Source organism: Gardnerella sp. DNF01144 (assembly GCF_049244245.1).
Taxonomy (GTDB): Bacteria; Actinomycetota; Actinomycetes; order Actinomycetales; family Bifidobacteriaceae; genus Bifidobacterium; species Bifidobacterium piotii.
This window is the reverse complement of the sequence record NZ_CP058390.1, coordinates 1,254,325-1,268,123: the sequence shown is the minus strand read 5'-3', so window position 1 is coordinate 1,268,123 and position 13,799 is coordinate 1,254,325. Positions and strand designations below refer to the sequence as shown.

Here is a 13,799-nt window from a genome sequence, read left to right as displayed (position 1 = left end):
AAGCTAGGAATCTATTAGTTTACAGTTTACTTATCTAATTAGTTTTCTAGCTTATTAGATTACAAGCAGCTTATAAATCATTGGTTTGATAGCTTATTAAAATAGCTTATTAAAACACAAACTATTAATCTTAGTAGCTTACAAGTTAAGTAGCTTACAAGTTAAATACAAAACGCCGCCTAGCACCGTTAAAACAACGGCAAGCTAGGCGGCTTCTTGTTATTTATCGCTATCGCTTGTTGTTGTAGAAGATGAGTCAGATGTTGAAGTTCTTCCAGGCTTTGTAGTGGTGTCTACAGAAGTCTGAGGAGTTTTTACAGTAAGCGTTATTGTAGAGCCTTTATCTATCTTAGACCCTTCCTTTTCCGACATACTATCAACAATATCGTCATCTGTAGCGGAGCCATCAGCAACAACCTTAAAGCCCTTTGCTTCTAGTATTTGCTTAGCTTGCTTTAACGTTGATGTTCCAAGAGCAACATGAGGAACTTCTACCTTAGGCTTTCCTTTAGAAACATACACAGTTATAGCGCTATGAGGTTTTACAGCAGCTCCAGAAGACGGATTCATTTTAGTAACCATTCCTTCTGCAACAGTGTCGGATTCTTCTTCTACGGTATTAACAGTAAATCCAAGATTTTGCAATTCTCCAGCAACAATATCTTTGGACTGCCCAACCATTCCATCTGGAACCTTAGTTAAGCCAGAAGAAATGTACAAAGTTACCATTGAACCTTTATCGGCAAACGAATCTGCAACTGGGTCAGTTCTAGTAACGTGATTCTTTTTAACGTCTGTACTATCTTCCACTCTAACGTTAGAAATCTTAAATCCTGCACGCTCAAGAGCTTTTCTAGCCGCTTCTTGCGACTTTCCAGTAACATCTGGAACCTTAGTTGATTGAGGACCAATAGAGAACCAAACGCTAACTCTAGACCCAGACGCAACCTTCTCTCCACCTTTAGGAGATTGCTTGGTAAAAGTACCTTCTGGCTTAGTAGACTTATCGTCTTCCAAAATATCTGGAATAAGACCAAGCGCGCGAAGTTTTTCTTTAGCAGCATCTTGAGTTGTAGTTTCGCTAAACGTTGGAACAACAATATCTCCAGCTAGCTTACTGCGATTTAGCATAAATAGAATTCCGCCAACAACAATCGCGCAAACAATCGCAGACACAACAGAAGCAATAACAATTCGCTTACTTCTTTTTGCCTGATTTGCAGCGCGCTGAGCGGCTCTTGTGTTGTAGCCCGTATTTGGATACGCATCAAACTGGCCTGTAATCGCGCCAAAACTTTGAGTAGAGGCAGTGTCTGCCGCTCCAATAGCTTGAGTTGCAGCATTCTGCTCTGCCTGCTTTCTTGCGCGCATATTAGCTAAATCGGTTAGCGGATTAAAAGCTGCTGCAACAGGAACACCGCCGTTCATAAACGCTAATATGTCGTTCTTAAATTCAGCAGCCGTTGCATACCTATTCTGCCTATCTTTTGCCATTGCTTTTGCGCAAATCTTATCCCACATTGAAGGAAGACCTGGAACAAGCGTACTTAGAGGAGTTGCAACTTCTGAAACATGCTGATATGCGATTGCAACTGCAGAATCGCCAGTAAAAGGCGGCCTTCCAGTTAGCATCTCGTATAAGACGCATCCTGCAGAATACAAGTCGGACCTCATATCCACCTGTTCTCCACGCGCCTGCTCTGGAGACAAATATTGCGCAGTTCCAACAACACCTTGCGATTGTGTCATTGTTGTTGCAGAATCGTCTAGCGCTCTTGCGATTCCAAAATCCATAACCTTAACAATGCCCTGCTCGGAAATCATAATGTTTCCAGGCTTAATATCTCGGTGAATCACGCCCATTCTATGCGAATACTCCAGGGCGTTCAAAACTCCAAGCATAACTTGTTCGGAATCTCTTTGACTTAAAGCACCATTCATCTTAAGAATATCGCGAAGCGTTTTGCCTTTAACGTATTCCATAACAAGATACGGCAAATGCTCTTCTACGCCATTGTCGTCTACAACAGACTCTTCTCCAGAATCATAGATATTCACTATGTTTGGGTTATTCATTTGCGCAATCGAATGTGCTTCTCGGCGGAAACGAGACAAAAAGATTTCGTCATTTGCCAAATCAGAACGCATGATTTTAACAGCAACGGTACGACCCAAGCGCTTATCTTCTGCGACTCGCACTTCGGCCATTCCACCGCGGCCAATCAATTCACCTAATTGGTACCGTCCATTCGCTAATGAGGTAGGCATTGTATTACTCATTGCTGCTCCTTGCGGTCGTTATTATTCAAAATGTTAATAATATTAACTTGTGTTTTTGGAACACTTCTAACGCTGCGTTTAATGCGCTGAGCATTGGAAGAATCTATTGTGTTTTTATTGTTAAACGCTGTTTGCTGATCCAAAAGTCTTCTTTCAATTTTTGCAAGCACTTTTGAAACAACAAGAGCATCTTTAGGTCTATCTTTTGGATTCTTAGAAAGCATTGACATTACAAACTGTCTTAATTGAAGGTCAACACTATCTGGAAGAGGTGGAACAGGGTCATTAACGTGTGCGGCTGCAATATCTACAGGCGTAGTTCCAGTAAATGGCCTATGCCCACAAAGTCCTTCGTATGCAACAACTCCAAGAGAATAAATATCGGATTGTGCAGTTGCCTGCTCTCCTTGAGCTTGCTCTGGGGAAATGTATTGAGCTGTTCCAACAACCATTCCATCTTGAGTAATCTGCTCTTGGTCGCTAGAGTACGAAACACCAAAATCTGTTATCTTTACGCTTCCCGTTTCGGAAACCATAATATTTGCTGGCTTAACATCTCTATGAATAACACCGTGAGAATGTGCAACAAAAAGACCTCTTGCAGTTTGAATAAGTATAGGCAGCAATCGCGTTGGCTCAACAGTTTTTTCTTTATGATATAAGTCTGCTAAAGACTTGCTGGGAACATACTCCATAATCAAAAAGCCAATGCCATCATGCTCGTAGTAGTCAAACAACGCTGCAATATTTGGGTGAGCAAGATTGGCTGAATTATGCGCTTCTGCTCTAAGTCTGCGTAATTTAGCTTCAACATTGCTTGTATCGGTTCTAAGCGCTTTAACGGCAACAATCCTGCCGAGCTGTATATCAAAGCCCTTCCAGACTTCCCCCATGCCTCCTTGTGCAAGTCTTCTATCTAGTCTGTATCGATGATGAACTAACTGTCCTTCAACAAGTTTCATTGCTTAAGCGCCTCCTTCATCACCTGTCTCATAATTGGCCCTGCTGTAAGCGTTCCATACGTACTAGCGTTGTGAATAACAACTGCTACAGCTATTTTAGGATCTTGTGCAGGAGCAAATCCAATAACCCACCCATTAATAGCTTGATTTCTAAACCCAATTTGTGCTGTTCCCGATTTTGCTGCAACAGCAACATTTGGCAAAGAAAGATTTTGATTACTTTTTACAACTACACTTTGCATCATAGCATTGAGTTTTGCAGCACTTTGTGCGCTTAAAGCTTGACTCATAACGGTAGGCGTTGTTTGAGAAATAACAGACAAGTCACTAGACCTTACGCAATCAACAAGCGTTGGCTTCATAAGTGTTCCATTATTTGCAATAGCAGCTGCAATCATAGCATTTTGAAGAGGAGTAACCCTAGCATCTCCCTGACCAATTGACTGAAGAGCAAGTTTATCTTGCGTAGGCTTTTGATTAAGCAAAGACGCAACAACCCTCATTGGGAATCCTGTTGAATCAGATCCGTCTAAAGTAAATGAGCTAAATAATCCAAACTTTTTAGCCTGCTTAACAATCGCATCTGCTCCTAAAGAAACTCCTAGTTGTGCAAATGCAGTATTTGAAGAATAAGCTAGAGCATCTTCAAAAGATATTTGACCATTCAATCCGCTAGCGCTTGGAACAACATTTGTAAGATGAGTTTGCGTTCCTGGAAGAGTGTACGAAGATCCAGCTGGAATCGAAGTATTTAAATCATATTTTCCAGTTTCTAGCGCAGTTGCCGCAACAACCGTTTTGAAAGTAGAACCAGGAGCATAAAGTTCAGATATTGAATGATTTAGCATTGGATTATATATGTTAGATATAAGATCCTTATATGCTCTGTTTACTAAAGAAACATTGTGAGATGCAAGAGAAGAAGGATCGTAGCTAGGCGTACTAACCATTGCTAGTATTCTTCCAGTTTTTGGCTCTATTGCAACTAAAGCGCCATTCTTGTCTTTTAGCAGATTGTATGCAAGAGTTTGAAGCTTAGTGTTAATAGATGTTTCTATAGAAGCACCTCTGTTTTCTGCTCCTGTAAATAGAGACTTAAACTTTTGAAGGAATAGCGCGTCGGATTCTCCACTTAAAAGCTGATTTCTAGAAGCCTCTATTCCTCTATCTGCTCTTTGACTTATTGAATAATAACCCGTTATTGGAGCATAAGCAGGGCCGTTAAAATATGACCTTTGATACACGAATGCATCTTTAGATGGATCTGATTTCGCTAAAACAGTTCCATCGGATGCAAGAATTGCTCCTCTTGGAGCGCCAAATTCGTGATATAGCGCGCGCCTATTTCTAGGATCAGAATTTAATTCGTTTGCTTTTATAGATGTTATATACGTGCTAGAAATACATAAAACAACAAACAACACAATTACTGCACTAAAAAGCTGCTTCAAACATTTATTCATAAGATTCACCCCCATCTTCTTTAAGATTAGAGGAGTTAAGATTAGAGGACTTATTTTCTCTTTGCTTAAGCTCTCTTTCCCTAAGAGCAGCTAAAGCTTCGTATTGGAAAGTATCAGACGATATAGCAGCCTCTGGCTTATTAGCAGCATTAGATATAACAATCAAAATAGATGCAAGCAAATAGTTAGCAACTAGAGAAGACCCGCCAGCTGCCATATAAGGCATTGTTAAACCAGTAAGTGGAATAACAAGCGTGATTCCGCCAACAACAGTAAATACTTGGAACGCCATTGTAAAAACAAGACCAGATGCAAGAAGCTTTCCAAAACCGTCTTTAATCTTCATAGCAGTAATCATGCCCGACGCAATAATAATCATGTAAAGAATTAAGACTATAAACAAACCAGTTAATCCTAATTCTTCCCCAACCGAAGCGTAAATAAAATCGGAATTAGCAAGTGGCGTTAAAGAAGGATGACCTTGGCCTAATCCTGTTCCAGTTATACCTCCTGCAGCAAGGCCAAATAATCCAGTAACAATTTGAGCAGACCCACCTGGGAATCTGTTGTAAATAACTGGGTCGTATGGGTTAAGCCAAGCGTCAACTCTGTATTGAACGTGTGCAAAAAGCTTAACAGCAACTAAACATCCAATTATAAATGCTATAAAGCCTATTGCAAGCCAGCCTTTTCTTCCAGTTGCAACGTAAAGCATAGAAACAAACATTGCAAAGAACATTAATGATGTTCCTAAATCGTGTTGCACAACAAGCACACACATTGAAGCAGCCCAAACAAGCGCTATAGGACCCATATCTTTGAATCGTGGAAGATGAATTCCAAAAATCTTTGTTCCACCAACTGCAAGTCTGTCTCTATGATCAAACAAGTATGCTGCAAAGAAGAAAGCTAAGAATAGTTTTGCAAATTCTCCTGGCTGAATAGTGTGGTTTCCAAAGCCAATCCAAATTCTCGCTCCGCCAATTTCCTTACCGATTATTGGAAGCATTGGAGATAAAAGGAGAACAAGACCAATCACCATGCTAACGTACGAGAATCTTCTAAGAATCCTATAATCTTCTAGAACCATCACAAAAATTATGGATAATACAAGAGCAACACAAACCCAAATAAGCTGTTTCATAGCAACATTAGTGTTGTGCTGTTTATCTATTCTTGCAATCATAACAGTTCCAATAGCTGTAAGAAGAAGAATACAAGGGAGTATTACCTGACTAGAATAAGGCTTTTTTACAATCAAAACGCCCCACAAAACAAGGTATAACGCCGTTGTTAAAACAAGCATACCAACATAGTTTGCTGGAACGAATCCATCAATCCTTAGAAACATTTGTAAAAATGCTATTGAAGATATAATTACAGAAAACAGCAACAAAGATATTTGCTTAATGCGCATACTAAACATGTTCACGAGGTTTTACCTCCTGAATCATTGCTTGAATCTACAACTCCACTATTATTTCCGTCTTTATTATCTGAATTAGAAATAATACTTTTTGGCTTATTACCACGCTTCTCGTTTTCTCGAGCGCGCATTTCTCTTCCAATTAGCCTTGCATGACCTCTTGCTTCTTTAAGACTGCTAAAACTAATACCTTCATCAAGCTGATCTTGCCAAGACTTATCCAAATTCTTGACTTTAATATTTGTTTCTTCAATCTGGTGTGAAAGCTCTAATCCAAATATGTTAGTAGGAACACCTTGGTAAATAACTACTTTGCCGTTTCCCTTGCCAATGTAGTATTGCTTTTGAGTCCAAGAATAAACAAGATAAGCTCCACAAGCAACAATCGCACACACAACAAGCGTTGCAAAAGCAACACCTATTCTCATCCATCTTCTTCTAATTCTATTTGCTTTGTGTGCTTCTGCCTGTTCTCTTTTTACAGCACGCTGAACATCTGGATCCCTAGGATCTGTTGATATTCTACCGTTCTTCTTTTTTACAATAGGAATCTCGTTTGTGTCTGTAGACCTTAGCTCCTCTTCATTTCTTAAATGCGAAGGCTGCACAAGTCGAGTAGTTTCTACAATTTTCTCATCTTTTTCCGCCGATTTTGCGTCTGTTTGTATAAGAGCAGCAGCTCTTTGAGCAGGAGAATCCTTACCTTCACGCAATGGTGGCGTAGAAGAAACAGCCTTATTAACAATATCTGCTATAGACTCTAAATCTTTGCTTGCAGCACCGCCAATTAATGGAGTTTGGTGAGGCAAGTCAAAAGCATCTGCGTCTAGTGCCAAAGTTGCATCCGCTATAACAGCAGTCGCATTATCTGTGCTTCCTGCTTTAAGTGCCATAGAAACAAGTTTTTGAGCACACTCTTCTTGATTAGATACAGTGCTCATAACTTCTTGAATTGTGGAATCTTCTAACACTCCACACACACCGTCCGAGCATAAAAGCCAGCGATCGGAAGGGTGTGCCTGCCTAATAGCAATATCTGGCCTTGGGTCAATATCAAAATCACCTAAAACGCGCATAACAACATTTCGCTGCGGATGATTTCTTGCTTCTTCTGGCGTAATGTGACCCGTGTCTATTAAATGTTGAACGTAACTATGGTCGCAAGTCATTCTTATAAGATGATTATCTCGCAACAAGTACGCTCTAGAATCACCCAAATGTGCAAGAACCCAGTAACCATTTACAAGAGATACGGCTGTTACTGTTGTTCCCATTCCAGCAAGTCTGCGCTCTCTTTTGGCTTTGCCAACAATTGCGTCGTGGGCAGCCATAATCGAGGTTTCCATCATTGAAGAAACAGCTTTTACATCATTTGGCCTTGAATCTTGCTCAATGTGCGCTAAAGACCTAATTGCGATTGTAGAAGCAGTATCTCCTCCAGCATGACCGCCCATACCATCGCAAATAGCGGCCAATCTTTCTCCAGCAAACGCAGAATCTTGATTATTGCTTCTAACAGTACCAACGTCGCTAACAGCTGTTGAATACATAAACAACGCTTTGTCTATAAAATAGGCCTTATTTAAGTTTTGTTCTTCACTTTTTACAGCATTATTTACTGGATTATTATTTGTATCGCTGCTATTTGCAGACTCACTACTTACAACATTTGCAACGTCACTACTTGAAACGTTATTACTTGCACAATCAACTTGATCTTGCTGCTTTTGACTACTTGTTTTATCTTCAATGTTTGAATCGAATTGCGCCATTTATTTACCTCAATTCAAACATTGTTGCTCCGATTCGCACAGACTTGCGCGGAGGCAAAACAACAGGTTCATTAACTCTACTATGACCTATCATAGTTCCGTTAGTGCTACCTAAATCTTCAAGAACCCAAGAATTTACAGATTGATTAAAATACACGCGCGCGTGATGAGAAGAAACAAACTCGTCATTTAGAACAACCGTATTGTTTGCAGATCTTCCAAGAGTTACGCCAGAAGGCTCCAACGGGAATGACGAACCAGCTAAAGGACCATCAATAATAACAAGCAAAGTTGGCATTTCAGCTTGATTATTCTTCTCTAAATTAGCAGAAGCAATATTGTTATTTCTTAAAGATTCATCATTAGAAGGATTTGGTCTGCGATGAGACTTATTCTTCCAAGCTTTAGACTTTTTAGGACTAAAAATTTCAATATCTTTTCGTAAAGATCGAACAGCAAACCATACGAATACCCACAAAAGTACTAAAAAACTGTACTTAAGTATAGCAAAAGTCAACTCGGTTAATATCATGCGTGTACTCGTATCTCTTTACGTATTCGTCTACTACTCCTGATCTTGATCCGAAGCCCAATAAAGAATACGGGTGCGCCCAATAGTAATAGTGTTTCCATCTAATAGCGTTGCTGCTGGAGTTTGATGACCTTCAACATAAGTACCATTAGTGGATCCAAGATCCCTAGCAATAACACCATCTGGTGTAACGTCTATTCCAAGATGTCTACGAGAAATTCCAGGATCATCAATAACAATATCGCAACCAGAACCTCTGCCTAATATTGTGCGATCTTTTGTTAACAAATACCTATTCCCATTAATCTCCAGCATTGGATGATTTTCTGACTGCTCTTGAGTTGTTACAGGAACAGCGTTTCCTGGAACAGAATCAGAAGTTAAATTGAAATTACCTTTTGTAAGATCGGTATCTTCTTCAAAAATAACTGCAACTGGGCCAACAAAAGCATAATGCTGACTTTTTGCATACTGTGTAAGATTATCCGCAAGCTCATTTGCTAAAGCTTCACTACCAAGCTGATCAAAGTCTGGAGTACTAAGCTTAAAGTGATACTCATTTGGTGCAACCGTACGATCGCGATCAATTGGCATAGACTGGTTATCAATTTCTCGCTCTAATGCACTAGAAAGATCAACAGGTTGCAAGTCTTTAGACCCGAATTTTGCGAAGACTCCATTCATTGCACCTTCAACGCTCTTCTCAAGTCTGTCAAGCACGCTCATTGTAAACCCTTTCTACCTTTTCCTCATATTACTCGTCACCTCGTACGGTGTACAAATCACATCTAAATACCAAACATGCGTTTGCTAAATTTATTTACATACTTGTTTATATACTACATTTTTACAAAATTATGCAAAATAAACAAATAAAACTTATAAACCAATTTAATATTACAAGTTTATTATATATTTCTAAGTGTAATCTTTAATTATGAATCAAAAAAATAAGCTTTACGAATTTTTAGAAAAAATAAAGTTCTATATAACTAATAATAAGAAGTGTTCTACTGTTATACTTCTTGCGATTTTAGTTCCTTTAATTGGAAAACTTTTGCTTGTTAATAGTGCAGAAAGATCTTTTGAAGCAGGAATCGTAGCATTTTTCCACAACTATTCTCCGTCTTTTATAATGGCTCTTTCTAAATTGCTTGCAATAGTTTTTTCTACAAAATCATGCATTGTTATACTTTTTATTTTGGCTGTTATTTCTTATTTTATAAAACGAGATTGGCGCATAACTCTAATACAGCTTGCGACTTGCCTTTTGCCAATGATTTATATTTTTGCTGTTAAATTCATAGTTCATAGACCTAGGCCATTTATTGGTGTAAAAATTAAAGTTCCACCAGATCCAAGTTTTCCAAGCGGTCACACTGCAGCAGCAGTAGCTATTTGTTCAATGACTCTTATGATTATTTATATTGCAAATAAGTCTTTCTTAAGGCTTGGATTAATCGTTAGCATTATTATTGTTGCTATTGTTGCAATTTCTAGACTTGTTGTTGCAGCACACTTCCCTAGTGATGTTTTAACTTCTGCAATAATGTACCCAATACTTGTTTTGTCTATTCTTAATCTATCTAAAAGTAATAGTTTTATTTACAACAAAATATTAAGAAAATTAAAATAATATAGATATCAAAATAGACATAAAATATTAAATACCAGAAGGGATTTTCTATGTTTAATGGTTTCAAAAAATTTATTGCACGAGGTAGTGTAATCGACATGGCGGTTGGTGTTGTTATGGGCAGCTCCGTAACTTCCGTTGTTACTTCGATTGTTAAAAACATTATTAATCCGCTTATAGCAATGATTTGTGGAAAGCCAGATCTTGATGGTGTTTTAACAATAACAATAAATGGTGCAACAATATCATTTGGTGCCGTTCTTGGATCAATCTTAAACTTCCTTATTGTTGCTGCAGCTGTTTATTTTTGCATTGTTCTTCCTATTAATAAGTTAAGGGAGATTGGTCTTCCTTTCTTACAATTTGAAAAAGAAAAGAGTGATGAAGAAAAACGCAAAGATCGCGAAGAAAAAATGATTAAAATTTTGGAAGATATTCGAGATCTATCTTATAAAAAATAGTTTGTTTAATGATTTTTATAAATGATTTTTATAAAAACTAATCCCCACTAATCTACTTAAAGTTTAGTGGGGATTAATTTTATGAGATTAAATTATTAATTATAAGTGCTTTTGCTTTAGTCATCACCAAGAGTTAAGTGAATTCCACCAACTAATGATCCAACAACGTTATAAAGCAAAGATCCAATTGCAGATAATAATGTTGCAATAACTATTTCTACAACAGAAAAAATTATTACAGCACTTAAAACAGTTGGCAAAGAAAAAACGTCTGCAAGGTTAAAACCGTTGCTATTTAAGCCTGTTGATGAAACAATCTGTGTTACTTGATCAAAAACACCAATCATGTTTAGAAATAGCCAAACTAATCCCGCTGCAATAACTTGTATTATTCCGCCAGCAACACTTAGCAAAAATGTTACTTTTGCAACACTCCAAGCATCTACTCTAACTAGGGAAAGACTCATCCTTCTAGCTCTTGGTTGAGTAGATTTTCTAACGCTATACGCATTAGAAGAAGACGTAGCTGTTGCACCTACTGTTCTTGGAGAACTAGTATTAGATTCTCCACTAACTTTGCTATTGGATGCTTCAAAATCTTCACTCATCTAAGTTCCTTCCAATAGTTTTTTCTGATGATTCTTCATTTTGAGTTTCATCATCATCTCTTTCCTCGTTTCGAGCAATCGAGATGATTTCATCACCCTTATCTGGCTTTGCTAAAGTCACTCCTTGAGTGGTTCTACCTGTGCGCTTAACTTCGTTAACGTCGGAACGAATCACTTTACCAGACTTCATAATTGCCATTACTTGATCTGTTTCTTCAACAATCAAAGCACCAACCAAAGAACCGCGGCCTTCTGTAAGCTGTACCGCTTTAACACCGTAGCCGTTTCTTCCTTGCAAACGATACTCTTCAATAGCTGTACGCTTAGCAAATCCTTCGTTTGTAACAACAAGAAGATCTTTGCTTGTATCTACCGACACAACATCCATATCCAGCAGTTCGTCGCCTTCTCTAAATCTCATGCCTTGAACGCCTGCAGTTTGACGGCCCATTGGTCGAAGTTGCTCATCATCTGCTCTAAACTTAAGGCTCATACCAAGTTTAGAAACAAGAATAATGTCATCTTCTGGGTTGCACAAAGCTGCACCAATCAGCTCGTCTGTTGGCTCCCCAGTTTCTTCGTTTGCCATTAGTCGAACAGCAATCAAGCCACCTTGTCGTGGAGAATCATATTCTTGCAAAGCAGTTTTCTTAACTTTTCCAGAACGAGTTGCCAAAACCAAATACTTTGCTACATCATAATTTTGAATTGACAATACCGCTTGAATTGTTTCTCCAGGAGTAAATTGAAGAAGATTTGCAACATGCTGACCTTTAGAATCTCTTGATCCTTCTGGAAGCTCATATGCTTTAATGCGGTAAACGCGTCCGCGATTAGTGAAGAACAAAAGCCAATTGTGAGTAGATGTTAAGAAGAAGTGATCTACAACATCATCTTCACGAAGCTTTGCGCCCTTAATACCCTTACCTCCACGGTGTTGTGCGCGATACTCGTCTGCTTTTGTACGCTTAATATAGCCTGCGCGAGTAACTGTTACAACAACGTTTTCTTCGGCAATAAGATCTTCAACGTTCATTTCTCCCGAGAATGGAAGAATCTTAGTTCTGCGCTCATCTCCATATTTTGCTACGATTTCGTCAAGCTCATCGCCAACAATCTTGCGCTGACGCTCTGGGCTTGCAAGAATATCGTTGTAATCTTCAATCTTGCGCATTAATTCTTCATGCTCGTCGAGAATCTTTTGACGTTCCAAAGCTGCGAGCCTACGAAGTTGCATTGCAAGAATAGCATCTGCTTGAACTTCATCAACATCAAGCAAATTCATCAAACCAGTGCGAGCTGTTTCAACATCTTTAGAAGATCTGATTAATGCAACAACTTCGTCAATCATATCCAAAGCTTTTAAGTAGCCTTGCAAAATATGATCTCGCTCTTCTGCCTCGCGCTTTAAGTAGCGTGTACGCCTATCAATAACTTCAAGCTGATGACTTACCCAATGACGAATAAACGCATCCAAGCTCAAAGTTCTAGGAACACCATCAACAAGCGCAAGCATGTTAGCGCCGAAAGTTTGCTGCAATTGCGAATGCTTATACAAGTTGTTCAAAACAACTTTTGGAACAGCATCTCGCTTAAGAACAAGAACCAAACGCTGACCAGTACGGCCAGACGTTTCATCGCGCATATCTGCAATGCCTTGAATCTTTCCATCTCGCACAGCTTCTCTAATAGAAGCAGCTAAACGATCAGGATTAACTTGGTATGGAAGCTCAGTAACAACCAAGCACATACGACCCTTAATTTCCTCTGTATTAACAACAGCGCGCATTGTAATTAAGCCGCGACCCGTACGGTACGCTTGCTCAATTCCCTTATGACCTAAGATTGTTGCTCCAGTAGGAAAATCAGGACCTTTAATTCGCTGAATTAAAGCTTCAAGAAGCTCGGAATTACTAGCATCTGGGTGATCTAAAGCCCAATGTACGCCATCGGCAACCTCACGCATATTATGAGGCGGAATATTAGTTGCCATACCAACAGCAATACCTGCAGAACCATTAACTAAAAGATTCGGGAAACGAGATGGTAAAACTGTTGGCTCTTGAGTTTTACCATCGTAGTTTGGTAAGAAATCAACAGTATCTTTGTCAATATCTCGAACCATTTCCATAGCAAGAGGCGCCATGCGGCATTCCGTATAACGCATTGCTGCTGCAGGATCGTCACCTGGGGAACCAAAGTTTCCTTGGCCATCAACAAGCATGTATCGCATTGACCAAGATTGAGCCATACGAACCAAAGTGTCGTAAATAGCAGAATCACCATGAGGGTGGTACTTACCCATAACATCGCCAACAACGCGAGAGCACTTGTTGTACCCTCGATCTGGCCTATATCCGCCATCATACATAGCGTAAATAACGCGACGATGCACTGGTTTTAAGCCATCTCGAACATCTGGCAAAGCTCGCTCAACAATAACAGAAAGTGCATAAGCAAGGTAGGATTCGCGCATCTCTTGTTGCAAATCCATGTGCTTTACGCGAGCACCTTTCATTAAGCCATAATCAGTACTATCTGCTTCTTGCGGGCTTTGTGGTTCCATTGAACCATCAGGCAACTGATTTGGCTCTTCGCTATTATTAGCGGCATTTATTTCGTCTACCACTGTAATTCCTTTTTATTTAGCTTTAAGTTT

At 39.2% G+C, this 13,799-nt stretch carries 11 protein-coding genes; 2 read left to right on the top strand and 9 right to left on the bottom strand.

What is annotated here, in order from left to right:
- Positions 1-219: 219 nt before the first annotated feature.
- From pknB to HXT36_RS05235, 7 genes are read right to left on the bottom strand one after another with little or no spacing between them, the layout of a single operon-like run.
- Positions 220-2,280, bottom strand: a complete 2,061-nt coding sequence (pknB, locus tag HXT36_RS05265) for a Stk1 family PASTA domain-containing Ser/Thr kinase (protein ID WP_016801864.1) — start codon at positions 2,278-2,280, stop codon at positions 220-222.
- On the bottom strand, positions 2,277-3,242 hold the full coding sequence (locus HXT36_RS05260) for a serine/threonine-protein kinase (RefSeq protein WP_004131203.1): 966 nt from the start codon (positions 3,240-3,242) through the stop codon (positions 2,277-2,279). Before HXT36_RS05260 ends, pknB begins: the two co-directional genes overlap by 4 nt.
- Complete coding sequence (locus tag HXT36_RS05255) at positions 3,239-4,705, bottom strand: peptidoglycan D,D-transpeptidase FtsI family protein (RefSeq protein ID WP_032835980.1); 1,467 nt, start codon at positions 4,703-4,705, stop codon at positions 3,239-3,241. The genes HXT36_RS05260 and HXT36_RS05255 overlap by 4 nt, the downstream gene beginning before the upstream one ends.
- Positions 4,698-6,137: an FtsW/RodA/SpoVE family cell cycle protein gene (locus tag HXT36_RS05250; RefSeq protein ID WP_004131199.1), complete on the bottom strand. Its 1,440-nt coding sequence runs from the start codon at positions 6,135-6,137 to the stop codon at positions 4,698-4,700. Before HXT36_RS05250 ends, HXT36_RS05255 begins: the two co-directional genes overlap by 8 nt.
- The gene (locus tag HXT36_RS05245; RefSeq protein ID WP_421778696.1) at positions 6,134-7,903 is read right to left on the bottom strand and encodes a PP2C family protein-serine/threonine phosphatase; all 1,770 of its coding nucleotides are present in this window, start codon (positions 7,901-7,903) and stop codon (positions 6,134-6,136) included. The genes HXT36_RS05250 and HXT36_RS05245 overlap by 4 nt, the downstream gene beginning before the upstream one ends.
- A 4-nt stretch (positions 7,904-7,907) precedes the next feature.
- Complete coding sequence (locus HXT36_RS05240) at positions 7,908-8,435, bottom strand: FHA domain-containing protein FhaB/FipA (RefSeq protein WP_004131195.1); 528 nt, start codon at positions 8,433-8,435, stop codon at positions 7,908-7,910.
- 33 nt (positions 8,436-8,468) lie between these two features.
- Positions 8,469-9,161, bottom strand: a complete 693-nt coding sequence (locus HXT36_RS05235; protein ID WP_004131193.1) for an FhaA domain-containing protein — start codon at positions 9,159-9,161, stop codon at positions 8,469-8,471.
- 211 nt (positions 9,162-9,372) lie between these two features.
- Here HXT36_RS05235 and HXT36_RS05230 point away from each other — a divergent pair, with 211 nt between their 5' ends.
- Positions 9,373-10,071 carry a phosphatase PAP2 family protein gene (locus HXT36_RS05230; RefSeq protein WP_004131192.1) on the top strand — a complete coding sequence of 233 codons (699 nt, stop codon included), beginning with the start codon at positions 9,373-9,375 and terminating at the stop codon, positions 10,069-10,071.
- Between the two features lie 50 nt (positions 10,072-10,121).
- Positions 10,122-10,532: a large conductance mechanosensitive channel protein MscL gene (gene mscL, locus HXT36_RS05225; protein WP_004131190.1), complete on the top strand. Its 411-nt coding sequence runs from the start codon at positions 10,122-10,124 to the stop codon at positions 10,530-10,532.
- A 116-nt stretch (positions 10,533-10,648) separates the two neighbouring features.
- Here mscL and HXT36_RS05220 read toward each other — a convergent pair whose 3' ends face one another.
- Together HXT36_RS05220 and gyrA are read right to left on the bottom strand one after the other, a co-directional pair.
- Complete coding sequence (locus HXT36_RS05220; protein WP_004131188.1) at positions 10,649-11,140, bottom strand: DUF3566 domain-containing protein; 492 nt, start codon at positions 11,138-11,140, stop codon at positions 10,649-10,651.
- A complete protein-coding gene (gene gyrA, locus HXT36_RS05215; protein WP_016801861.1) occupies positions 11,133-13,769 on the bottom strand; it encodes a DNA gyrase subunit A in 2,637 nt (878 codons plus the stop codon). Before gyrA ends, HXT36_RS05220 begins: the two co-directional genes overlap by 8 nt.
- Between the last annotated feature and the right edge of the window lie 30 nt (positions 13,770-13,799).

Coding starts and splice junctions, on each gene's coding strand:
- HXT36_RS05230 (WP_004131192.1), top strand. CDS start 9,373: ATGAATCAAAAAAATAAGCTTTACGAATTTTTAGAAAAAATAAAGTTC.
- mscL (WP_004131190.1), top strand. CDS start 10,122: ATGTTTAATGGTTTCAAAAAATTTATTGCACGAGGTAGTGTAATCGAC.
- HXT36_RS05240 (WP_004131195.1), bottom strand. CDS start 8,435: ATGATATTAACCGAGTTGACTTTTGCTATACTTAAGTACAGTTTTTTA.
- pknB (WP_016801864.1), bottom strand. CDS start 2,280: ATGAGTAATACAATGCCTACCTCATTAGCGAATGGACGGTACCAATTA.
- HXT36_RS05220 (WP_004131188.1), bottom strand. CDS start 11,140: ATGAGTGAAGATTTTGAAGCATCCAATAGCAAAGTTAGTGGAGAATCT.
- HXT36_RS05245 (WP_421778696.1), bottom strand. CDS start 7,903: ATGGCGCAATTCGATTCAAACATTGAAGATAAAACAAGTAGTCAAAAG.
- HXT36_RS05260 (WP_004131203.1), bottom strand. CDS start 3,242: ATGAAACTTGTTGAAGGACAGTTAGTTCATCATCGATACAGACTAGAT.
- HXT36_RS05255 (WP_032835980.1), bottom strand. CDS start 4,705: ATGAATAAATGTTTGAAGCAGCTTTTTAGTGCAGTAATTGTGTTGTTT.
- HXT36_RS05235 (WP_004131193.1), bottom strand. CDS start 9,161: ATGAGCGTGCTTGACAGACTTGAGAAGAGCGTTGAAGGTGCAATGAAT.